18 protein-coding genes, 1 other RNA gene and 1 other annotated feature are annotated in these 22,277 nt (G+C 64.1%); of the genes, 12 read left to right on the top strand and 7 right to left on the bottom strand.

Annotated elements, in window-relative coordinates; translation table 11 throughout:
* The first annotated feature begins 5 nt into the window (after positions 1-5).
* Complete coding sequence (locus AC07X9_RS07080) at positions 6-2,144, top strand: ComEC/Rec2 family competence protein (RefSeq protein ID WP_100215248.1); 2,139 nt, start codon at positions 6-8, stop codon at positions 2,142-2,144.
* On the opposite strand, the gene lexA is transcribed toward AC07X9_RS07080, so the two are convergent.
* From lexA to trpD, 5 genes are all read right to left on the bottom strand, one after another.
* Positions 2,141-2,812, bottom strand: coding sequence for a transcriptional repressor LexA (lexA, locus tag AC07X9_RS07075; RefSeq protein WP_017184580.1), 672 nt, complete (start codon positions 2,810-2,812; stop codon positions 2,141-2,143). The two genes, AC07X9_RS07080 and lexA, sit on opposite strands and share 4 nt — an antisense overlap.
* 125 nt (positions 2,813-2,937) lie before the next feature.
* Positions 2,938-4,122 (bottom strand): molybdopterin molybdotransferase MoeA, encoded by a 1,185-nt coding sequence (locus AC07X9_RS07070; protein ID WP_086485714.1) that lies wholly within the window; start codon positions 4,120-4,122, stop codon positions 2,938-2,940.
* A complete protein-coding gene (moaC, locus tag AC07X9_RS07065; protein WP_017184578.1) occupies positions 4,119-4,589 on the bottom strand; it encodes a cyclic pyranopterin monophosphate synthase MoaC in 471 nt (156 codons plus the stop codon). Before moaC ends, AC07X9_RS07070 begins: the two co-directional genes overlap by 4 nt.
* Positions 4,586-5,377 carry an indole-3-glycerol phosphate synthase TrpC gene (gene trpC, locus AC07X9_RS07060; RefSeq protein WP_017184577.1) on the bottom strand — a complete coding sequence of 264 codons (792 nt, stop codon included), beginning with the start codon at positions 5,375-5,377 and terminating at the stop codon, positions 4,586-4,588. The genes moaC and trpC overlap by 4 nt, the downstream gene beginning before the upstream one ends.
* A complete protein-coding gene (gene trpD, locus AC07X9_RS07055) occupies positions 5,374-6,366 on the bottom strand; it encodes an anthranilate phosphoribosyltransferase (RefSeq protein WP_017184576.1) in 993 nt (330 codons plus the stop codon). The genes trpC and trpD overlap by 4 nt, the downstream gene beginning before the upstream one ends.
* Before the next feature lie 134 nt (positions 6,367-6,500).
* Positions 6,501-6,556, top strand: a sequence feature (sul1 is cis-regulatory element that is thought to sense ions involved in sulfur or methionine metabolism; They are found in Alphaproteobacteria).
* Positions 6,557-6,620: 64 nt separating this feature from the next.
* On the opposite strand from trpD, the gene AC07X9_RS07050 reads away from it, so the two are divergent.
* A complete protein-coding gene (locus AC07X9_RS07050) occupies positions 6,621-8,111 on the top strand; it encodes a SulP family inorganic anion transporter (RefSeq protein WP_026002665.1) in 1,491 nt (496 codons plus the stop codon).
* Between the two features lie 24 nt (positions 8,112-8,135).
* Here AC07X9_RS07050 and AC07X9_RS07045 read toward each other — a convergent pair whose 3' ends face one another.
* Positions 8,136-8,726, bottom strand: coding sequence for an anthranilate synthase component II (locus AC07X9_RS07045; RefSeq protein ID WP_017184573.1), 591 nt, complete (start codon positions 8,724-8,726; stop codon positions 8,136-8,138).
* A gap of 223 nt (positions 8,727-8,949) precedes the next feature.
* On the opposite strand from AC07X9_RS07045, the gene AC07X9_RS07040 reads away from it, so the two are divergent.
* From AC07X9_RS07040 to AC07X9_RS07020, 5 genes are all read left to right on the top strand, one after another.
* Complete coding sequence (locus AC07X9_RS07040; RefSeq protein WP_017184572.1) at positions 8,950-9,186, top strand: hypothetical protein; 237 nt, start codon at positions 8,950-8,952, stop codon at positions 9,184-9,186.
* A gap of 98 nt (positions 9,187-9,284) precedes the next feature.
* Positions 9,285-9,640, top strand: a transfer-messenger RNA (tmRNA) gene (gene ssrA, locus AC07X9_RS07035).
* A gap of 328 nt (positions 9,641-9,968) precedes the next feature.
* Positions 9,969-10,352: a tetratricopeptide repeat protein gene (locus AC07X9_RS07030; protein ID WP_380789171.1), complete on the top strand. Its 384-nt coding sequence runs from the start codon at positions 9,969-9,971 to the stop codon at positions 10,350-10,352.
* 244 nt (positions 10,353-10,596) lie between these two features.
* The gene (locus AC07X9_RS07025) at positions 10,597-12,186 is read left to right on the top strand and encodes a beta-helix domain-containing protein (RefSeq protein WP_086485712.1); all 1,590 of its coding nucleotides are present in this window, start codon (positions 10,597-10,599) and stop codon (positions 12,184-12,186) included.
* 92 nt (positions 12,187-12,278) lie between these two features.
* Positions 12,279-14,984, top strand: a complete 2,706-nt coding sequence (locus AC07X9_RS07020; protein WP_017184568.1) for a TonB-dependent receptor domain-containing protein — start codon at positions 12,279-12,281, stop codon at positions 14,982-14,984.
* Between the two features lie 81 nt (positions 14,985-15,065).
* Here the strand turns inward: AC07X9_RS07020 and AC07X9_RS07015 are convergent, their stop codons facing one another.
* Entirely contained in the window at positions 15,066-15,707 is a 642-nt protein-coding gene (locus AC07X9_RS07015; protein ID WP_017184567.1) for a prolyl hydroxylase family protein, read from the bottom strand.
* A 169-nt stretch (positions 15,708-15,876) separates the two neighbouring features.
* Between AC07X9_RS07015 and AC07X9_RS07010 the strand changes: the two genes are divergently transcribed.
* The 5 genes from AC07X9_RS07010 (at position 15,877) to gspG (ending at position 22,253) form a co-directional block, all read left to right on the top strand.
* Positions 15,877-16,701, top strand: coding sequence for a type II secretion system protein N (locus AC07X9_RS07010; protein ID WP_017184566.1), 825 nt, complete (start codon positions 15,877-15,879; stop codon positions 16,699-16,701).
* On the top strand, positions 16,698-18,881 hold the full coding sequence (gene gspD, locus AC07X9_RS07005; protein WP_017184565.1) for a type II secretion system secretin GspD: 2,184 nt from the start codon (positions 16,698-16,700) through the stop codon (positions 18,879-18,881). The genes AC07X9_RS07010 and gspD overlap by 4 nt, the downstream gene beginning before the upstream one ends.
* Positions 18,882-18,955: 74 nt before the next feature.
* On the top strand, positions 18,956-20,491 hold the full coding sequence (gene gspE, locus AC07X9_RS07000) for a type II secretion system ATPase GspE (protein WP_174703660.1): 1,536 nt from the start codon (positions 18,956-18,958) through the stop codon (positions 20,489-20,491).
* Entirely contained in the window at positions 20,484-21,701 is a 1,218-nt protein-coding gene (gene gspF, locus AC07X9_RS06995; RefSeq protein WP_017184563.1) for a type II secretion system inner membrane protein GspF, read from the top strand. Before gspE ends, gspF begins: the two co-directional genes overlap by 8 nt.
* A gap of 9 nt (positions 21,702-21,710) precedes the next feature.
* Positions 21,711-22,253 (top strand): type II secretion system major pseudopilin GspG, encoded by a 543-nt coding sequence (gene gspG / locus AC07X9_RS06990; RefSeq protein ID WP_026002663.1) that lies wholly within the window; start codon positions 21,711-21,713, stop codon positions 22,251-22,253.
* Positions 22,254-22,277: the final 24 nt, after the last annotated feature.

Here is a 22,277-nt window from a genome sequence, read left to right as displayed (position 1 = left end):
CTAGCATGGCTTTTGAGCCACGACAAACCTCCCTTTGGTGGGGGGCTGCGGCGTGGTTGCGCGGGGCGTTTTCGCGGGTGGAAAGCTGGCTGGAGACGGAGCGCGAGCAAATTCCCCTGTGGGTGCCAATCGCGCTGGGCGCGGGCATCGCTGCCTGGTTCCTGCTGCCCGACAGGGCCGGCTGGCTGGCCTTTTGCTGTGGTGCGCTGGCGCTCGCTTGCCTGGGGTCGCTGCTGCCCGATGGCGCGCGGCTGCGGCGCATGATCGTGGCGGGCGGGATGCTGGCCTGCATCGGATGCGCGCTGATCTGGGGGAAAGCGGTGCTGTTGGGGCAGCCGCCGTTGGCGCGGGCGGTCTTTACCGTGGTGACGGGTGAAGTGATGGCGGTTCGGGCGGTTCCCGCGCAACAGATGGTGCGCGCCATGCTGCATCCGGTCGACGCGTCAGGCCTGCCAGCCACGATCCGGGTCAACATAGCCGAGGCGGATGTTCCGGCCGGATTGGGCGAGGGGGCGGTGATCCGCTTTCGCGTCCGTTTAATGCCGCCAGCCCCGCCCAGCGTGCCGGGTGGCTATGATTTTGCCGCGCGTGCCTATTTTCAGGGGATTGGCGCTACTGACAAGGCGCTCAAACCGATTGACGTCCTACGCCCGTCAACCGCGCCGCCGCCGCTGCGGGCGCGCTTGTTCGCGCATATTCGGGAGCAGGTGGATGGGCCGGCGCAGGGCATTGCCGTGGCGCTGGCGACAGGGGACCAGGGCGCGATTGCGGAGGCCGATGCCGAAGCGATGCGCCGTAGTGGGCTTGCCCACCTGCTCTCGATCAGCGGGTTGCATGTGACGGCGCTGATCGGCGCGGTGATTTTCCTGTTGATGCGGGTGATGGCGTTGAGCCAGCGAGCAGCCCTCGACTGGCCGCTGATGCTGATCGCGGCGGCGGGCGGGGCGCTGGCGGGTATCGGTTATACGCTGCTGACCGGGGCGGAGGTGCCGACGCTGCGGTCCTGCATCGCCGCGCTGCTGGTGCTGGGCGGGCTGGCGCTGGGGCGCGACGCGATCACGTTGCGGCTGGTCGCGGTGGGCGCGCTCATCGTCCTGGCCTTCTGGCCCGAAGCGATGACGGGACCGAGTTTCCAGATGAGCTTTGCCGCCGTTACCGCGCTGGTTGCGCTGGCCGAGCATCCGCGGTTTCGCGCCTTGACCAGCGCGCGGGATGAGGGGTGGGCGCGCAGGGCGGGGCGGGTGCTGGCGGCAATGCTGATGACCGGCATTGTCGTCGAACTGGTGCTGATGCCGATCGCGCTGTTCCATTTTCACAAGGCCGGGATGCTGGGGGCGTTCGCCAATCTCGTCGCCATCCCGTTGACTACCTTTGTCGTGATGCCGCTGGAGGCGCTGGCGTTGCTGTTCGATCTTGTCGGACTGGGCGCCCCCTTTTGGTGGATGACCGCGCAGACGCTGAACCTGTTGCTGCTCATCGCCCATGGCGTCGCCGCCAGTCCAATGGCGACAATGCTGACGCCGGCGGTGCCGTCCTGGCTGTTCGCGCTGATGATCGGCGGGCTGCTCTGGTGTCTGTTGTGGCGCAGCGGGTGGCGCTGGCTGGGCCTTGGGCCCGTGGCGATCGGCGTGACCGGCGTGCTTTGGCTATCACCGCCCGATATTCTGGTGACGAGCGATGACCGCCACGTCGCGGTGCGGACATCGACGGGCGGCATGGCACTGCTGCGCGCGGGCGCAGGCGATTATGTGCGTGACACGCTGGCGGAGAGCGCAGGCTATGACGGGCCGATCGAAGCGATGGCGGACCTGCGGCAGGCGCGCTGCTCGACGGATCTGTGCGCAGTGGGGATGCAGGCGGGCGGGCGGCGCTGGCATGTGCTGGCCACCCGCAGCGACATGCTGGTCGAACGGGCCTTGTTCAGCCGGGAATGTGCCGCCGCCGACATCGTCATTGCCGATCGCGCGCTGCCACGTTGGTGCCGCCCGCGCTGGCTGAAGATCGACCGACGGATGCTGGCGCGAACCGGCGGCATTGCCATCGACCTGGACGATGCGCGGGTCAGTACGGTGAAGATGGCGGGCGACGCTCATCCCTGGATCGTCGCACCGCGCCCTCGCCGCAGCCCGTCATGGCGGCCTTAATTATAACGGCGCAGCAGTCCCGCCAGCTTGCCCTGAATTCGCACCTGTCGCGGATCATAGATTTGCGGTTCATAGGCGCTGTTGGCCGGATCGAGCCGGACGCGCTGTCCTTCGCGGCGGAAATATTTAAGCGTCGCTTCCGCATCGTCGATCAGGGCGACGACGATCTGGCCTTCGCGGGCGACATCAGTGCGCTGGATCAGTGCAAAATCGCCGTCGAGAATGCCCGCTTCCATCATCGAATCGCCCGACACTTCCAGCGCATAATGATCGCCAGCCCCCAGCAGCGCGGCGGGGACGGACAGCATATTCTGCCCCTCCATCGCCTCGATCGGGACGCCGGCGGCAATACGGCCATGCAGCGGGATTTCGATGACGTCATTGGCAGCGATCGGCAGGCTGGGCGCCAGTTGCGGCTTGGCCGGAGCAACCGGCGCAGGGACGCGGTGCATGGCGTCGGGGAGCTTCAACACCTCCAGCGCGCGGGCGCGATTGGGCAGGCGGCGGATGAAGCCGCGTTCCTCCAATGCATTGATCAGCCGGTGAATGCCGGACTTGGATCGCAGGTCGAGTGCATCCTTCATCTCCTCGAAAGAAGGGGATACGCCACCTTCCTCCAGCCGGGTCTGGATGAAACTCAGCAATTCCTGCTGCTTGAGGGTCAACATGCCTGCGGTCCTCCATGGAACGTATAAGGAACACATAGGAAACGGAAGGAGGCGAGTCAAGCGAGCAACAACGGACCGGAAGCGGCGCATCCGGCCATGGGGACCGGGTCCAATCGAACGGTCGATCAGTCCGTCAGGGGCAGGATGGTGACGATGTCGCCTGCGGCTGCGATCGATGAACCGGCAGGGCGAACAATCAGGCAGTCGGCCATAGCCATGGCGGCCGTGGCGGCGCTGTCCTGCGACGTGACGGAGACGATCCCGGCCTCCCCCCGATAGGCGCGCAGATAATCGTCGCGATCGCCGGTCGCGGGTAGCGGCGCGGCAAGGCGCGCCTCGCTCAGGCGCGGGAGCGGCGCGGTCGATCCGGCGCGATGGCGCACCAGCGGCAACAGGAACAGCGTCGCGGTGACAAAGGCCGAGACCGGATTGCCCGGCAGGCCCAAAAATACGGCATCGGCAATGGTACCGGCCATTAGCGGCTTGCCCGGCCGCATCCTGATCTTCCAGAAATCGAGCGTACCCCCCGCCTGCACAAAGGCAGGCCGGACCATGTCATGATCGCCGACGGATGCACCGCCGGTAGAGACGATGATGTCCGCCGACGCCGCGCGTTTCAGCGCAGCCGTCATGGCATCAAGATCATCGGGAACGATGCCCAGATCAACGACGTCGCACGGCAGGGTTGCCAGCATCGCCGCCAGCATGGCCGCATTGGAAGAGGGCAGACTGCCCGCCGGGGTCGGCGCGCCGGGGGGCACGAGTTCGTTGCCGGTCGAGATCAGCGCGACCGTGGGGCGGCGGCCGACGGGCAGCCTCCCATGGCCGCCCAGCACGGCGAGCGCGATGCGCGCGGGTGTAAGGGTAGTCCCGGTGGCGAGCAACAGGGCGTTCGTGGCAAAGTCCGACGCGGCCGGGCGTATGTTGCGCCCGACAGGCAGGGGATCGTCGCTGGCGGTCAGTCGGTCGCGCTCGCGGATGGCATTTTCCTGGATCAGGATCGTGTCTGCGCCAGCGGGCAGGGGCGCGCCGGTGAAGATGCGGCAGGCCTGTCCGGGCGCCAGCGGCGCAGGCACAGCGCCGCCAGCCGCGCTTTCGCCAGTGACTTGCCACGGCCCCGGCCATTCAGCGGCACGCACGGCATAGCCGTCCATCGCGGACAGATCGGCCCAGGGCTGGTCGCGAAGCGCCAGTAGGTCGCTGGCCAGCCAGCGTCCGGTGCAGGCGGCGACCGGCGCTGTTTCCGCTGGCAGCGGGCTCGCAAGGGCGAACAGGCGAACCTGCGCCTCGGCGACGGGCAGCAGGCTCATGCCGCGCGCCAGTCGCCCGACTTGCCACCGCTCTTGGCGATCAGGCGGACCTGGCCAATGACCATGCCCTTGTCGAGCGCCTTGGCCATGTCATAGATGGTGAGCAGCGCGACAGAGGCAGCGGTCAGCGCCTCCATTTCCACGCCCGTCTGGCCAGCGGTGCGCGCGGTGGCGGTGACGGTCACGCCGCTTTCGTCCAGATCGAAGTCGATATTCACGCTGCTCAGCGCGATCGGGTGACAAAGCGGGATGAGGTCGGCCGTGCGCTTGGCCGCCATGATCCCTGCGACCCGCGCGACCGCCAGCACGTCGCCCTTCTTGACCAGTCCCTGCGCAATCGCGGCAGCGGCATCGGCGATCATGTCGATCCGGCCGCTGGCGACCGCTTCCCGCGCGGTCACCGCCTTGGCCGACACATCGACCATGCGCGCCGCGCCGTCCGCGTCGAGATGGGTAAGGCCCGTCACGCGCCGGTCAGCAGGCTGCGCGTCGCCGCCTCGACATCGGCCTGCCGCATCAGCGTTTCGCCCACCAGGAAGCAGCGCACGCCATGATCGGCCATGGCGGTCAGGTCGGCATGGCTGCCAAGGCCGCTTTCGGCGACGAAGGTGTAACCGGCAGGCGCCTTGCCCACCAGTTCATAGGTGCGGGCGAAATCGACGCTGAAATCGCGAAGGTCGCGATTGTTGACGCCGATCAGGCGGGATCGCAGCTTGAGCGCGCGCTCCATTTCCGCCTCGTCATGCACTTCGATCAGCGCGTCCATGCCAAGCCCAAGCGCTGCATCCTCAATCTCCGCCATCTGCCCGTCATCAAGGGCGGCGACGATGATCAGGATCGCGTCGGCCCCCAGCGACCGGCTTTCCAAAATCTGCCAGGGATCGACGATGAAATCCTTGCGCAGTACGGGAAGCGCGCAGGCGGAGCGGGCCGCCATCAGATAATCGTCATGGCCCTGAAAATAGGGTTCGTCCGTCAGCACCGACAGGCAGGCCGCGCCGCCAGCGGCATAGGCCTGCGCATGGGCGGGGGGATCGAAATCTTCGCGGATCAGCCCCTTGGACGGGCTGGCTTTCTTGATCTCCGCGATCAAGCCGAAGCCGGAACGGGCTGCGTCGTCCAGCGCCTTGCGAAAGCCGCGTGGGGGCGTCTGTTCGCTGGCGCGGGCGTGGAGCGACGACAGCGATGTCGCGGCCTTGCGCCGGGCGACATCCTTGCGCTTGAAATCGCAAATCTCGATCAGCTTGTTGGTCATTGATAGGCTATCCAGCAATTGAGCAGGGCATTGGCAAGGCCACGGTCGATCGTCTCGGCCGCTTCCTCCACGCCCTCCTTAAGGTCCGCTACCGCGTCGGCCACGACAAGGGCGGCTGCGGCGTTGAGCAGCACGGCGTCACGATAGGCGCCCGGTTCGCCCAGCAGCAGCGCGCGCAGGGCGGCGGCGTTATGCGCTGCGTCGCCGCCCCGGATCGCATCGACCGGGGCAGTGGAGAGGCCCAGATCGGCAGCGGACAGGCGATGCATGGCAACCACGCCATGGCCCGCGACTTCGGCAATGTCGTTGCCGCCTGCCAGCGACAGTTCGTCCAGCCCTTCATCGCCCGACACGATCATGGCCCGGTCGACGCCCAGTTCGGCAAGCGCCTGCGCATAGATGGGAACATAGGCGGGGCGGGCGATGCCGACCAGTTGGCGGCGTACCCCGGCCGGGTTGGCGAGCGGTCCCATCAGGTTGAAGATGGTCCGTTCGCCGATCGCCTTGCGGATCGGGCCGAGCCGCTTGAGCGCGGGATGGTAATTTTGTGCGAAGAGGAAGCAGATGCCGATCTCCGCCAGTGTCTTTTCGGCGCTGGCCGCCGCCCGGTCCAGGTCGAGCCCAAGCGCTTCGAGCGTGTCGGCTGCACCCGCCTTGGAAGATGCCGCGCGGTTGCCATGCTTGGCGACGGGGACGCCAGCGGCCGCGACGACCAGCGACACGGCGGTCGAGACATTAAGGGTATGATGGCCATCGCCCCCGGTGCCGCACACGTCGATCGCGCCTGCCGGGGCGGTGACCGGGATCATCCGGGCGCGCATGGCCCGCGCGGCAGCCGCGATTTCGATCGCAGTTTCGCCGCGCCGGGCCATGGTGACGAGAAAGGCGGCGATGTCCGCTTCGGGAAGGTCGGCGTCGAACAGCTGGTCGAAGGCGCGGGCGGCGGCCTGCGCATCAAGCGGACTGGAAGGATCGGGCAGGCTGGTCATCGCGCTTGCCTTAATCATCAGCGGGGTAGTGAGTCGAGGGGGGAGCGACGGCAATTTTGCGTGTGGGGGCCAGTTGCTCGGCCAAAGCCCGACCTTGCAATCAGTCGTCGCCCCGCTATGAACCGCGACATTCGCAAGGACCCGGTGAAATTCCGGGTGGCTATTCCGGCCGCCGATCCGCCGGACAACATCACGCATGTTCATACGCCAGCGCCAGTAGTCCGGCGCGATATGCCCTGATGTGGAATTTTCAGATGACAGATTTTTTGACACGCTATCGCCAGCAATGGTTCAGTGACGGACAGGCTGCGCGTCGGGACGTCATGGCGGGTATCGTCGTTGCGCTCGCCCTCATTCCCGAAGCGATCGGATTTTCGATCATCGCTGGCGTCGATCCGCGCGTCGGCCTCTATGCCTCGGTCGTCATTGCGATGGTCGTGGCCTTTACCGGCGGTCGGCCAGGCATGATCTCAGCCGCCACGGCTGCGGTCGCCGTGCTGGTGATGCCGCTGGTTCGCGACCATGGGGTCGAATATCTGTTCGCCGCGACCATCGTGATGGGCATTGTCCAGATCATTGCGGGGCTGTTGCGGCTGGACCTGCTCATGCAGTTCGTATCCCGGTCGGTGATTACCGGGTTCGTCAATGCGCTGGCGATCCTGATCTTCCTGGCGCAATTGCCGCAATTGACCAATGTCGGCTGGGAAACCTACGTCATGATCGCGGGCGGCCTTGCGATCATCTATCTTTTGCCACGCCTGACCAAGGCTGTGCCGTCGCCGCTGGTCGCCATATTGGCGTTGAGCGCAATCAGCATCGGCATGGGCTTGTCCGTCAACACCGTCGGCGACATGGGCAAGTTGCCGGAGGGGTTGCCCAGCTTTGCCTTTCCCATGGTGCCATTCACGCTCGAAACCTTGCAGATCATCTTGCCATATGGGCTGACGATGGCGGCTGTCGGCCTGCTCGAATCGTTGCTGACGGCGCAGATCGTCGATGACATGACCGATACCGACAGTGACAAGCGGCGCGAATGTGCAGGGCAGGGGAGCGCCAACATCGTCGCGGCGCTGTTCGGCGGCATGGGCGGCTGCGCGATGATTGGCCAGTCGGTGATCAATGTGACATCGGGCGGACGCGGTCGTCTTTCCACCTTTGTATCGGGCGCATTCCTTCTCTTTTTGCTAGCGGTGCTGGGGCCATTTGTCGGGCAGATCCCCATGCCCGCGCTGGTGGCGGTCATGATCATGGTGTCGATCGGCACGTTCAGCTGGAATTCCGTCGCCAATTTGCGCCGCCATCCGCCCACATCGTCCGTGGTGATGGTGACGACGGTGGTTGTCGTGGTCGCGACACGCGACCTGTCGCTGGGCGTACTGGCGGGCGTCCTGCTGTCGGGCATTTTCTTTGCAGGCAAGGTTCGGCGGATGTTCGCGGTGGAACGCACAGTGTCGACGGACCATGTGACCTATAATGTCGTCGGCCAGATATTCTTCGCGTCGGTCGATCGCTTTACCAGCGCCTTCCAGGCCGAAGACGGATTGACGCCCGTATTGATCGACGTATCAGGCGCGCATTTCTGGGATATTTCGGGGGTTGGCGCGCTCGACAAGATCATCGCGCGTCTGCGCCGCGACGGCTGCACGGTCGATGTGATCGGCTATAATCGCGCCAGCGCGGACATTGTCGATCGCTTCGCGCTGCATGACAAGACCGGCGTGGAAAGCGGCCTAGCCCCGCATTGAAGATGGGGTGGGAGGCGGTCCCGTTCAGGCCGCTTCGCGCGCCTTCACCTTCATGCCCGCTATCTTCATGAAATTGGCCAGCATGTCATGGCCATATTCCGTGGCGATGCTTTCGGGATGGAACTGGACCGAATGGATCGGCAGCGTCGCGTGGCGAAAGCCCATGACCGAACCGTCCTGGCTGGTTGCGTTGACGACCAGGCTGCCCGGAATATCATCGACGATCAGCGAGTGGTAGCGGGTCGCGGTGAAGGGGGAGGGGATGCCGGCGAACAGGCCGGTGCCGTCATGGGTGACGGGCGATGTCTTGCCATGCATCAGGCCGCCGCGCACCACCTTGCCACCGAAATGCTGGCCGATCGCCTGATGACCCAGGCACACGCCCAGCAGCGGCGCGCCCGCGTCGGCGCAGGCCGCGACCAGATCAAGGCTGACGCCCGCTTCATTGGGGGTGCAGGGACCGGGCGAGAGCAAAAAGGCCTTTGCCCCGCTGGAAAGCGCCTGGCCCGCCGAAATGGCGTCGTTGCGGACGACCTCCACCCGCGCGCCCAGTTCCATCAGATAATGGACCAGGTTCCAGGTGAAGCTGTCATAATTGTCGATGACGAGGATCATGGGATCAGGGCTATAGAGAGGCAGCGCCGCAAGGGGAAGCGGGCTGCGCCATAAATGTCGCGACGGGAACACATGCCTCTGCTAAAGCCAGCCTATCGACGCGAACCCTGCCCGCAAGCATTCGCGTGACCGAGAGACACCAGCGCTCCCGCTTGCCAGCAAGGCGCTTTCTCTTGGACCAATATGTTCGTCTTTCCATCACCCCTGTCGTCGGCCGCGACGCATGAGCCGCGCGATCAACGTCGACGCGCCGCTGGCCGATGTGCAGGCGCTCTGCACCAAGCACGCGCTGGCTATATCCACCATCGAAGCGCTGACATCGGGCGGCGCCCGCGTGGTGATGCTGAACCCTGATGGGGCCGACCGGATGCGCGACCTCATGAAAACCAGGCTGATCGAGTCGCCGGTCGTACGCTCCTCGCTGCATCTCGCGCGCCAGCCTCGGTCGGTGCTGCGCTAAAGCGGCCAGGCGAACGCCATCATGGTCTCGGCAGTCGGCTGCTCTTGATGGGCCGCCCAGGCCATTGTCACGATGCACATCGGCCTTCCCTTATGCGGCGGCTTGAAAAGGCGCAACTTTACGCCCATATGGGTCGTGCCGGGTTCGCCCGGCTATGGTGATAAATTGTGTCGTGTAATAGACGCAGCGGACCCGGGGGCAGTACCCGGCGGTTCCACCACATATCCCGGTCGACCCATGGGCTGAACGGGATGTCTGACGGGGCCGAACTAGGATCGACGTGTGTTCAAAGACGATGTTTTTACCCGGCCCGTGTAAGCCGTTAAACTGTGCAAAACTCATAAGTGCCAACGATAACGAAGCACTCGCCATTGCAGCGTGAATGAGGGCCTAACGGCCTGACTTCATTCTAAAATAGCGCGGTTGAACCCACCGGGCAACAGAAGGGAATTCAGCGGCCTCCGGGAGCGCCGGGCAACAGAACCTCCCGGACCTTCATCCCCTTTGCTGTCATCGTTTGGCGGGCGTCGCTTGGTCGATTGCCTGACGCTGAACCTGTGCCCGTCGCCGCGCAGCGCGAAACCGGCCAGCACCGCGCGAATCGCTATCGACTCTGCGCATTCGTTCGATTACACTTTTATGACAGTATGAAGAAAAAATCATAAGTGTCTGTTTTTACAGAAAAGAAAATCCTTTTTCGACCATCGAACCGCTATTGCTCAAATGTCATCATAATGAAATAATCAGCGCTATAGTCAAAAGGTTTTGCTGGAGAAAATATGATGCTGAAGGTCGCCCTCATCGCCGGTTTTGCTCTCGCTTGCGTCTCGCCTGCCATGGCGCAGAGTGCGCCGGAGGATGTGATCGTGGTCGGCGTTCCCGACGGCGGCCTTGCCGCGCGCGACCTGACGGCTGGCGATTATGCAAAGGCGGCCAAGCGGCTGAAGGCCGTGTGGCCCGATAGCGCCAATGACCCCGCGCGCCTCATCAACCTGGGCAATGCCTATGCGGGCATGGGGCGCATGGTGGACGCCCGCTCCGCCTATAGGTCCGCGCGCTTCTCCCCGGAAATGACGCTGGTGATGGCCGACGGCAGCGAACAATCCTCGCGCGATGTAGCGCGGCGGGCGATGAGCCGCCTGACGCCGGTTTATGCGTCGCGCTGATCGAAGCTTTCTGTTTCAAGCAATTGCACGGGGCGCGGGGCTTAACCGCGCCCTTGTCATGAAAGCATAACGGAAGTCACTAAACTGTCATTTTAGTGACGCTGTTTCGTCACCAAATCAGAACAAGCCTGTCACCGGACGTCCCTAACTGCCCCTTCGGAGGGCGACAGGGGGCGTTGTCCGAATCATATCCCCTGCGCTCCGCACAGCAACAATCCCGGTATTTTACCGGAGCGGAGACGACATGGCCAAGATTAACCGTATCCACACGATCCTGATGGCGAGCTGCGCCTGCGTAGGCCTGAGCGCCTGCGGCGCTGACGACATCGCTTCGCCGGGCGAGGGCACCATTGTCATCCCCGCGCCGACCCCGGCCCCCACGCCTACGCCTACGCCGACCCCCACGCCGACCGGCGTGACCCCGGCTGCCAACTGCCCGACCATCGCCGGTTCCGCGCAGCTTGCAGACCTCGGCACCATTTCCGATGGTGGCAATACGTGGCGCAACTGCGGTTTCCCGACCCGCTTCACCAGCACGACCGCGATCGCCAAGGTTCCGGGCGTCATCTATTCGCTGCCCGGCCGCGTCGATGTCGGCACCGACCAGGGCGCTGCCAGCACCAACACCGACGTCACGCTGACGATCGATCCGGGCGTCACGGTATTCGCTGCCACCGGCAACGCCTATCTGGCGGTCAATCGTGGCAACAAGATCAACGCTGTCGGCACCGCGTCGCAGCCGATCGTTTTCACCAGCCGTGAAAACGTGCTGGGGACCACGACTGACCAGTCGTCTGGCCAGTGGGGTGGCATCGTGCTGCTGGGCCGCGCGAAGATCACCGACTGTCTGGCTCCGGCCGCAGCGGCAGGCACCACGGCGTGCGAGCGCGACACCGAAGGCAGCAGCAACGCGCTCTATGGCGGCGCTAATGACGCCGACAGTTCGGGTCGCATGTCCTATGTCCAGATCCGCTATTCGGGTTTCGTGCTGGCTGACGGCAAGGAACTGCAAGGCCTCACGCCTTCGGGCGTCGGCACTGGCACGGTTCTTGATCATATTCAGATCCACAACAGCTCCGACGACGGCATCGAAGCCTTTGGTGGCTCGGCCAACATGCGTTATCTGGTGCTGACCGGGAACGAAGACGACAATCTGGATACCGATGTCGGCTTCCGCGGCACGGCGCAGTTTGTCATCTCGGTTCAGCGGGAAGGCAATAATATCGGCGACACCTTCCTCGAAACCGACTCGAACGGTGGCTCGGCCTCCAACAACGGGGAAGATGTGCTGCCCCGCCAGTATCTGAAGGTCGCCAACTTCACGCATATCCAGCGTTCCAACACCGGCGACGACGGCGCTTCGATGCTGCTGCGCGGCGGCGCCGATCTGGCGCTGGTCAACGGCATCATCGTCAGCCCCAACCAGAGCTGCCTGCGCATCAACGGCGCCGCGGCTGTGCGTGATGCTGACACCGCGCTTCAGGATGCCGGCAAGCCGCGCTACATCTCGGTTGTGATGCAGTGCAACGGCACGCCCTTCAAGGGCACTGGCACGGGCGTCGATGCAGCGCTGGTCCAGTCGATCTTCACTGCCGGAGCGAACAGCAGCTTCACCTACACCCCGTCGCTGACCAGCCTGTTCATCAACGGGGCAACGGAAACTGCTGTAGTGGCGATCGACCCCAAGACGATCGACAGTGCCTTCACCACCACCAACTATATCGGTGCGGTGAAGGACAGCAGCGACACCTGGTATGCCGGCTGGACCTGCAACTCGGCAACTGCCAGCTTCGGCAGCACCAGCAAGAGCTGCACGGCGATCCCGACGACCTGATCGGACCCACGACCTCAACAGGGGCGGGGGAGCGTGCATCTGCGCTTCCCCGCCTTCTTTTGCACTGCAATTCCCAAAGGGGGACCCCTAGCATGTCGAAGCCGCTCAGCCTGGCGCGCCTGCTCCTGATTTCATCCGCCCTGGTCGCACCTGTGGCCCTGGCGCAAACCGACCCCGCTGGCACGACCGGCGCGGATGCTGGCGGTGCCGTTACATCCGGCACGCCGACCGCCGCCGAACAGGCCGATTCCGATGCAGGCAATGTCGACGTGTCGATCCCCGGCGCGGACATTGTCGTCACCGGCCGCCGCACGACCAACGTGTCGCAGGCCGCGCCGCAGGTGGTCAACGTGCTGTCGGCCGCCGACATCAAGCGGACGGGCGAAGGCGATATTGCCGGTTCGCTCCAGCGCGTCACCGGCCTGTCGGTCGTATCCGGCGGCTATGTCTATGTCCGCGGCCTGGGCGATCGCTATTCGCTCGCGCTGCTCAACGGTTCGCCGCTGCCAAGCCCGGAACCGCTGAAGCGCGTCGTGCCACTCGACATCTTCCCGACCAGCGTGATCGCATCGACGCTGGTGCAGAAAACCTATTCAGCCAATTTCCCCGGCGAATTTGGCGGCGGTGTCATCAATCTGACGACCAAGGCGATTCCAGCCGAAAGCTATCTGGAAATCGGCTTTGGCAGTTCGGCCAACACCGAAACGTCCGGCCAATTGGGCTATACCCATTATGGCTCCAAGTCCGACTGGACCGGCTTTGACGACAGTTCGCGCGATGTGCCGCCGCTGCTCAAGCAGGCGTTTGCCAGCGGAACCCCGTTCCCGAACATCAGCCGGACGGATCAGCAGGCAATTGCGATGCAGTTCCTGAATGCCGACACGTCTGTCGTGCAGCGGACCAACAGCCTGCCGTTCAACTTTTCCGCGTCGCTCAATGGCGGCACGGCGGTTGATGTCGGCAGCGACGGACGGCTGGGCGTGATCGCCACCGCATCCTACAGCAACAAGTGGCGCACCCGCGACAATCTCCAGCAATCCTCGCTGGACGTGTCGCAGGGGGCTGGCAAAAGCTATCAGCAGGTCGCGACCGATAATGAAATCACGGTCAACGGGCTTCTTGGCCTGGGCCTGGAACTGGGTGAGCAGAAGCTGCGCTGGACCAACCTCTATATTCGCGACACGTTGAAGCGCAGCGCTTTGACCATCGGTCAGAATGACGGTTTGATCCAGGGCGCTGACTATTTGACGCAAAGCACCGGCTGGTATGAGCGTCAGTTGATCGACACCCAGTTGGTCGGTGAATTCAAACTCTCCGATGCCCTCAGCCTCGACATGCGCGGTGGCTTCGCCAATTCGCAGCGTGAAGCGCCCTATGAGCGCGAATTCACTTACGTCCGCAGCAATCGCGACCTGGCGACCGATCCTGTTGGCGACCGTTTCGTCAATGCGCTCAATCGTCAGCGCGGCGATGCGTCGGTCACCTTCAGCGACCTCAACGAAGATCTGTGGTTCGCCGGCGTCGACTGGAGCTACAAGATCGCGCCGGGCTTCTCGCTGACGGCGGGTTATGCCTTCAACGACACAAAGCGTCGTTCGTCGCGCTATGAGCTGCATTTCGATGCCGTCAACCTGCCGGTGCCGGTGCAGCAGTTGCGCCCCGACTATCTGCTGTCGGATGCGACGATCCAGCTCTACGATCTCGGCCTGCTCGAATTTTCGGGTAACTATCCGGTCTATGACGCGGCGCTGCGCACCCATGCGGGCTATGCCCAGGTGCAGGCGGACCTGTTTGCCGGCCTGTCGGTCAACGCAGGCGTTCGCTACGAAAAGGGCGAAATGTCGGTGACGGGTGTTGACGTGTACAATACCGGGCTGACGCCGTTCAACGAAATCCGCAAGGATTACTGGCTGCCTGCCGTGACCTTCACGTTCGAAGCGGCCAAGGGTCTGCAACTGCGCGCCAGCGGGTCCAAGACCATCGCCCGCCCGCAATTCCGCGAACTGATCGCCCAGCCCTATCTCGACACCGAATCCAACCGTTTCTTCCGCGGCAACCCGTTCCTGCAGGACAGCCAGCTGTGGAATGCGGACATCCGGGCCGAATGGTATATGGGCAAGGATGAACGGATCACGGCGGCGGCCTTCTACAAGAAGATCGACAATCCGATCGAAACCTACACGACCATCACCGACACCTATAATGTCACGACCAGCTTCGCCAATGCGCCCGAAGCGACCCTGTATGGCGCGGAAGTGGAAGTGCAGAAATATGTGCCGCTGGATACCCTGTCGGATTCCAGCTTCTTCGTCAGCCGCCGCATCGCGCTGATCGGCAACTATACCTACACCCAGTCGAAGCTGAAGGTCGGCGCCGGGGACACGACCATTCCCTATACCTACACGACCGGGGAGCCGCCGGCGGCGTCCGACTTCTTCCTGAACGGCGTGCCGCTGACGGGCCAGTCGGACCATCTGGTCAACCTGCAACTGGGGCTGGAGGACACCGATACGCTGTCCCAGCAGACGTTCCTGCTGACCTATGCCAGCGATCGCGTGACCAGCCGTGGTCCCAACCTTCAGCCCGACATCAAGGAACGGCCGGGGATCCAGCTCGACTTCGTGGCGCGCCAGGGGGTCAAGCTGCCGGGAGGCATCAACAGCGAAGTGAAGTTCGAGGCGCGCAACATATTGGGCCGCAAGTTCCAGGAGTTCCAGGAACAGGACGGCAACCGCGTCTTTTATAACCGCTACAAGATCGGCACGACCATCGCTGCATCGATGACGGTGGCTTTCTGACATGAACGGGGCCGCGAAGGCGGTCCCGTCACCGACAAGACGACCGGTCCGCTTCTGGCGGGCCGGTCTTTTTGCGTCAGGCTATCCCCATGGCTTTTCGCGATACCATTTGGTGATGACATTCTTCACGCCCACGCGAACCTTCATGCCATGGTGGAGGCTCGCGGGATTGGGCTGGCCCGGCGCGATCCGGTTGTTCCACGCAAGCAACTTGCCGGTTTCCGGCTGGATGGTCTTGCCGATTTTGGGAAAGCGGGTCGCGCCGCCTGCCCTGGGTTCGTCCAGATAGACCATCAGGGTCCAGGTGCGGTTACCCGCGACCGAACAATATTTGGGATAGTCCGCACCCTTGGGATCGAAATAGTCGGTATGGGCCTTGAACTCCTGCCCCACATCATAGCGCTGACCCTGGATCGGTTCGCCATAGGCGGGGTCGATCCCGGCAAAGGCCGCCAGTTTCGCGTCGATCGTCGCCACGAACGGGTCGCCATGATCCAGGTCGCAGGTTTCGCTGGTGCGAAAATAGCCGTCGCCATTGGCATCCGCGATGGTGGACGGGCGGCGATTTGCTTCGATTCGCTCGATCAGCGCCGCGCATTCGGCGGCGGACAGAAAATCGCGCCGGATGAACAGCGTCAGATCCCGGCTGGGGACGCGCTGGACGCGGGCATGGCTGGCGATCCACGCAGGATCGGCATCGGGGGCGGCGGGATGATCGGACATAATACTCGCAAGCATGGCCTGAGAGGGCAATTTTGCTACTGGCCGGGACCGGAAATGCAAGCGTCATGACAGCGGAATTTCGCCTGTCACAAATAGGTCATATGACTGTCATCCATCCGTAAAACGAAGCGCCTAGCAGCGGTCCCATCATAAAGGGGCAAGCGGGCAGATGCGGGTGGCGATCGCCAACAGGTTGCGGGGCCGGTCGATTGACGGGCTGGCGTTGCTGGAAAAGGGGCTGATCGCCCTGCTGGCGCTGCAACTGGTGCGGCTGGCCTGGGTCGTCGTGACGCCGGTCGGCAGTTTTGGCCCATGGGAAGGGCGGCAGGCGCAACTGCTGCCTCCCGCCGCGCGACAGGCGCTGTTCGCCAGCTTCGATCCTTTCTTTCGCAGCGGCGCGCCGCAAACGGCAGGGAAGGGTGTCGTCACCTCGTTGGCGCTGACACTCTATGGCATCCGGTTGAATGAAGGATCGGGCCTGGGATCGGCGATCATCGCCGCGCCTGACGGGGTGCAGAACAGTTTTGCCGTTGGCGATGAAATCCTGCCGGGCGTGGTGCTGAAATCGGTATCGTTCGATCATGTGACGATCGACCGGGGCGGGGCGGAGGAGCAGATATTTCTCGACCAGTCGGCGCCGGTGCCTACGGCCGCCCCGGAAGGGGGTGAAGCACCGGGATCGCCGCCAGCGTCGCCGCCGCCATCTTCGCCCCCGGCAACGGCTGGCCCGACCGCCGACAGTCTGAAACGCGACATTGCCTTTGCGCCCCGGATGCAAAATGGCCGGGTCACGGGTCTGGTGGTCAGCGCGAAGGGGCCGGGCTTTGCCAGCGCCGGTTTCCGGCCCGGCGACATTATCAGCCAGATCAACGGCCAGCCGGTGGGTGACCTTCAGTCCGTGCAGAACCAGATCGCGCCCGGCGCGCGCCTGTCCCTGACCGTGGAGCGCGGTGCGACCGTCGCTTCGGTGAACCTCATAGTGCAAGGCCAATGACCAGATATTTCCTTCCCCTTTCCGCCGCGCTTGCGCTGGTTCTGGCCGCACCGGGCATGGCGCAGCAGACGCTGAACGTCCGCGATGCCGATATTCGCGCCTTCATTCAGGACGCTGCGCGCGTGACGGGCCGCACCTTCATCATCGACAATCGGGTGCAGGGGAAAGTGTCTGTCGTCACGGACCGGCCTTTGTCACGATCCGAATATTTCGAGATCGTGCTGTCCACGCTGCGCGCCAACGGTCTGGTCGCGGTGCCAGCCCCCGGCGGGGCATATCGCATCCAGCCCGCCGACGGCGCGGCGGGGCAGCCCAGCGGTGTTGGCCGTGCGGCCAATCGCAACAGTTTCGTGACGGAGGTGTTTCGCCTGCGTTCCATCGACGCGGCGAGCGCGCTGGAAACGCTGCGCCCGCTGGTCAGCAAGGACGGGTCGGTCACCGCCAATCGCGCTGGCAACAGCGTGGTGGTGGCGGACTATGCCGACAATATCGCCCGCATCCGGCAAGTCATCGCACGGGTCGATCGCGATATTTCATCGACGCAGATGGTGATGCTCAAAAATGCCGGTGCGCGGGAAATTGCGACATCGCTCCAGGCATTGGTGGAAAGCGGCGGCGGGGAAAATGCGCCCCCTTCGGCCGCGACCGTCGTGCCGATCGACAGCAGCAATGCCATCGCGATCCGCGGGGATGCCAACACGGTAGCACGCCTGGCCGCGATGGCCCGGCAACTCGATCAGCAGGCCGCGAGCGGCACCGAAATCCGGGTCTATTGGCTGGAACATGCGGATGCCGAAAAATTGCTGCCGGTGTTGCAGCAACTGGTCGGGCAATCGACCAGCCAGCCGGTAACCGCCTCCACCCCGGCGGCGGGCGGCGCTGCGCCGGCGAGCGCGGCGGCCGCGCCGGTTGCTGCGGCATCCTCTTCCTCCTCCAGCGGCAGCGGTATTTCCACGCGCGGCCCGGCGATCGTCACCCGCTATGAGGGCGCGAACGCTATCATCGTGGCGGCCAATAGCGACGTGCAGCGGATGCTGGGCGAAACCATCCGCCAGATCGACACGCGCCGCGAACAGGTGCTGGTCGAAGCGATCATCGTCGAAATCAGCGATGCAGCGGCCAAGAAGCTGGGCGTGCAATTCCTGATCGGCAGCACATCGACCGGCTTTGCCGCGACCAATTACAGCAATGCCTCGCCCAATCTGCTGACGCTGGCAGGCGCCTATGGCGCGACGCAACTGGGCACGACCAAAACGACGGTGGTGGCGCCCGATGGGACGCAAACCACGACCGAAGTGCAAAATAGCGGCGATCTGGCCAGCACGCTCCAGCAATCGGCGATCAACAGCCTGACCAGCGCAACCGGCGCGATTGCCGGGCTGGGCGGCAGCATCGGCAAGAACGGGATTTTCGGCGCGATCATCAACGCGGTCAAATCCGATACGGAAAGCAATCTTCTCTCCACCCCGTCGGTGATGACGCTGGACAATCAGAAGGCATCGATCCTGGTCGGCCAACAGGTGCCGGTGACGACCGGGGAAGCGCTGAGCCAGAATTTCGACAATCAGTTCCGCACCGTCCAGCGGCAGGATGTCGGCATCAAGCTGGAGGTGAAACCGCAGATCAATACCGGCGGCGCAATCAAATTGTTTCTGCGGCAGGAAGTATCGAGCGTGGCCGGGCCGGTCAGCAACTCCAGCAGCGACCTCATCATCAACAAGCGCGAGATCGAAACCACGGTCACGGTCGATGATGGCGAGATATTGGCGCTGGGCGGATTGCTGGACGATAATGAGCGCAAGACGATCGAGCGCATTCCCTTGCTCAGCGACATTCCGGGCCTTGGCGAACTGTTCAAATCGCGCAGCCGCAGCCGGACCAAGACCAATTTGATGGTGTTCATCCGCCCGACCATCCTGCGGTCGAAGGAAGATGCGCAGAAGCTGACCCAGCAGCGTTACGGCTATGTCCGCAACATGCAGTTACAGCGCAATCCCGACATGGAGCCGACGATCGACGAACTGGTCCGCGACTATATGGGCGCGACCCCGCCAGTCGCGCCGCAACCGGGCGATGCCATGGTGCAGCCGGATGCGCCGCAAATGATCGAACCGACCGTGCGCCAGTCAAGCGGCGTGGTGCGCCCGGTCGAGATACCGGCAAGCGGAGAACGCAAGTGAGCGAGAATGGGCAAGCTGCTCCTGCGCAGGCAGGAGCCCAGGGCGGAGAGGGCAGTGTCCAGAACCCTGGGCTCCTGCCTGCGCAGGAGTACGAGGCTTTTGCATCAGCCCATCCACGCGCCATCGACATTCCCTATGGCTTTGCGCGCAAGCATGGCGTGGTGCTGTTGCCGCAGGAGGGCGAGCGCCTGTCCATCGCAGTGCGCGAAGGCAGCGATCCGCGGGTCTTGCTGGAAGTCCGTCGTCATCTGGCGCGCAGTTTCGATGTCAGTTTCGTCGATCAGGCCGAATTCGACCGGCATCTGTCCAACCATTATGCGATGGACGGCAGCGCGGCGGCCATGGCCGGGTCGATCGAAATGGGCGCGGACGAACTGGACATGCTGGCCGCCGACATGCCGACCGCCGACGATTTGCTGGACAGCGCCGATGACGCGCCCGCAATCCGGCTGATCAACGGCATCATCGCCGAAGCCGCGCGGCAGGGCGTGTCGGACATTCATATCGAACCCTATGAAACCGGCCTGGTCGTGCGGATGCGGATCGACGGCGTATTGCGCGAAACGCTGCGGATGCCACCCCATGTCGCCCCGGTGGTCGTCAGCCGGGTCAAGGTGATGGCGCGGCTCGACATTGCCGAACGGCGTGTGCCGCAGGACGGGCGCATCGGCCTGACGCTGGGCGGCAAATTGCTCGACGTGCGCGTATCGACTTTGCCGAGCCGGGCGGGCGAGCGGGTGGTGCTGCGTATTCTGGACAAGGAAAATGCCGGGATCACGCTCGACCTGCTGGGCATGAACGGCGTGCCGGACCGGATTTTCCGCGAAGGCCTCAGCGAACCCAATGGCATCATCCTGGTCACCGGGCCGACCGGATCGGGCAAGACGACCACGCTCTATGCAGGCTTGCGCCAGCTCAACGACGGCAGCCGCAATATCCTGACGGTCGAAGATCCGGTCGAATATGCGATGGAGGGCGTGGGGCAGACGCAGGTGAATGCCAAGGTCGGGCTGACCTTCGCTGCCGGGTTGCGCGCAATCCTGCGGCAAGACCCGGACGTGGTGATGGTCGGCGAAATCCGCGATCGCGAGACGGCGGAAATTGCGGTGCAGGCGTCGCTGACCGGGCATCTGGTGCTGTCGACCGTTCACACCAACGATGCGGTCGGCGCGATCACGCGGATGCGCGACATGCGGGTCGAACCCTTCCTGCTGGCCTCCACGCTGCGCGCGGTCATCGCCCAGCGGCTGGTGCGGCGACTGTGCCAGCATTGCCGCGAACCGGTGCAGGCGGACAAGTCCGCCAGCGCCCTGCTGGGCTTCGATCCCGGCACGATCATCTATCGGGCCAGGGGTTGCAGCGAATGTGGCGGCACGGGGTATAAGGGCCGGATCGGCGTGTTCGAGGCGATCCGGGTGGACGATACGATCCGACGCCTGATCAATGACGGTGGCGATGAATCGCTGATCGCGCGCCATGCGTTCCTCAATGCCCCCAATCTGGGATCGGCGGCGCGGGCATTGGTGCGTGACGGGCAGACGACGGCCGAAGAGGCCATCCGCGTGTCGCGGCGCGACAGCGTGGACGCGGAAACCATCGCCGATGGCTGAATTTGACTATGTCGCGATCGACCCGGCTGGCAAGGAGCGCAAAGGCGCGCTGAAGGCGCAAACGCTGGAGGATGCACGGGCGAAGCTCGACGCGCGCAAGCTGTTCATTGTCGAACTCAGCGCCGGCGCGGTGGAGGTGGCCCGCAAACGCACCGGCCTGTCGCTGCGCACCCCGCGCCTCAGTCCCAAGGAACTGACGCTGTTCACCCGGCAACTGGCGACGCTGACCCAGGTCAGCCCGCTGGAGGAATCGCTGCGCACGATCGGGCGGCAGAGCGAGCAGGACCATGTTCGGCTTATTGTCGGCAAAGTGCATGGCGGCGTGATGGAAGGGCGGCGGCTGGCCGAAGCGCTGGGCGTCGAACCCAAAAGCTTTCCGCCCCTCTATCGTGCGATGATTTCCGCTGGCGAAAGTTCAGGCAGCCTGCCCGCGATCATGGAACGGCTGTCGGACCTGATGGAGCGGCAGGCGCAGATGCGCTCCAAGGTGCTGACCGCCATCGCCTATCCGTCGGTGCTGGCCAGCTTTGCCGTGCTGGTCGTCGCGGCGCTGATGATCTTCGTCGTGCCCAAGGTGGTTGAGCAGTTCGATACGGTGGGGCAGGAATTGCCGTTGCTGACCCGGATGGTGATGGGCCTGTCTGCCTTTCTGGCGGGCTGGTGGTGGCTGCTGCTGATCCTGGCGGGGCTGGCGGCTCTTGGCTTCTGGCGGGCGATGAGGAATGAGCGGTTCCATTATCGGTTCGATGCGATGCTGCTGGGGCTGCCGGTGATCGGCAAGCTGACCCGCGATCTGCACGCGGCGCGGATGGCGCGGACGCTGTCGACCATGGTGGCAAGCCGCCTGCCCCTGCTGGAGGGGCTGACACTGACAGCCAACACCGTCCACAACCGGGTATTGCGACACGCTTCGGACGATATTGTCGAAGCCATTCGTGGCGGCGGCAGCCTGTCGGCGGCGCTCAGGCGGGCCGGGGTGTTTCCGCCCTTGCTGGTCTATCTGGCCGCGAGCGGCGAAAGCGCCGGGCGGCTCGACACGATGCTGGAGCGGGCGGCGGATTATCTGGAACGCGAATTCGACGCCTTCACCTCGACCGCGCTCGCCATGCTGGAACCGATCATCATCATCATGATGGGCGCGATCGTCGCCGTCATCATCCTGTCCATCCTGCTGCCGATCTTGCAGCTGCAAAGCCTGACCGGGGCTTAGGAGTTGAATATGGTTACACTAGAATCCGTTCGGGCTGAGCGTGTCGAAGCCCTGCCCTTCTTCAGAAGGAAAGAGCAGTCCTTCGACAGGCTCAGGACGAACGGGGAAGAAGGATTCGGGTCCGCCCGGCGTTCCGCCGAACATGGCTTCACCCTTGTCGAACTGATGGTCGTCATCGTCATCATCGGCCTGCTGGCGACGATCGTGGCGATCAACGTCATCCCCGCGACGGACACGGCGCGGGTCGAAAAGGCGAAGGCGGACATCGCCACGATCGAACAGGCGCTGGAGCAATATCGGCTCGACAATCTGACCTATCCGGCGGGATCGGACGGGTTGCAGGCGCTGCTCAATCCGCCAGCATCGCTGGCGCAGCCGCAACGTTACCGGCGTGGCGGCTATATCAAGAAGCTGCCCGACGATCCGTGGGGTCGCGCCTATATCTACACCGTGCCGGGGCGCAAGGGCGCGTTCGACATCAGTTCGCTGGGGGCGGACGGCCAGCCGGGCGGCGAGAGCGAAAATGCGGATATTCATTCCAGCGAGCTATAAAACCACATCCGTTCGTTTCGAGCG

It is taken from the genome of Sphingobium sp. GW456-12-10-14-TSB1 (genome assembly GCF_059424385.1).
This window is presented reverse-complemented; position numbering and strand designations above follow the sequence as displayed.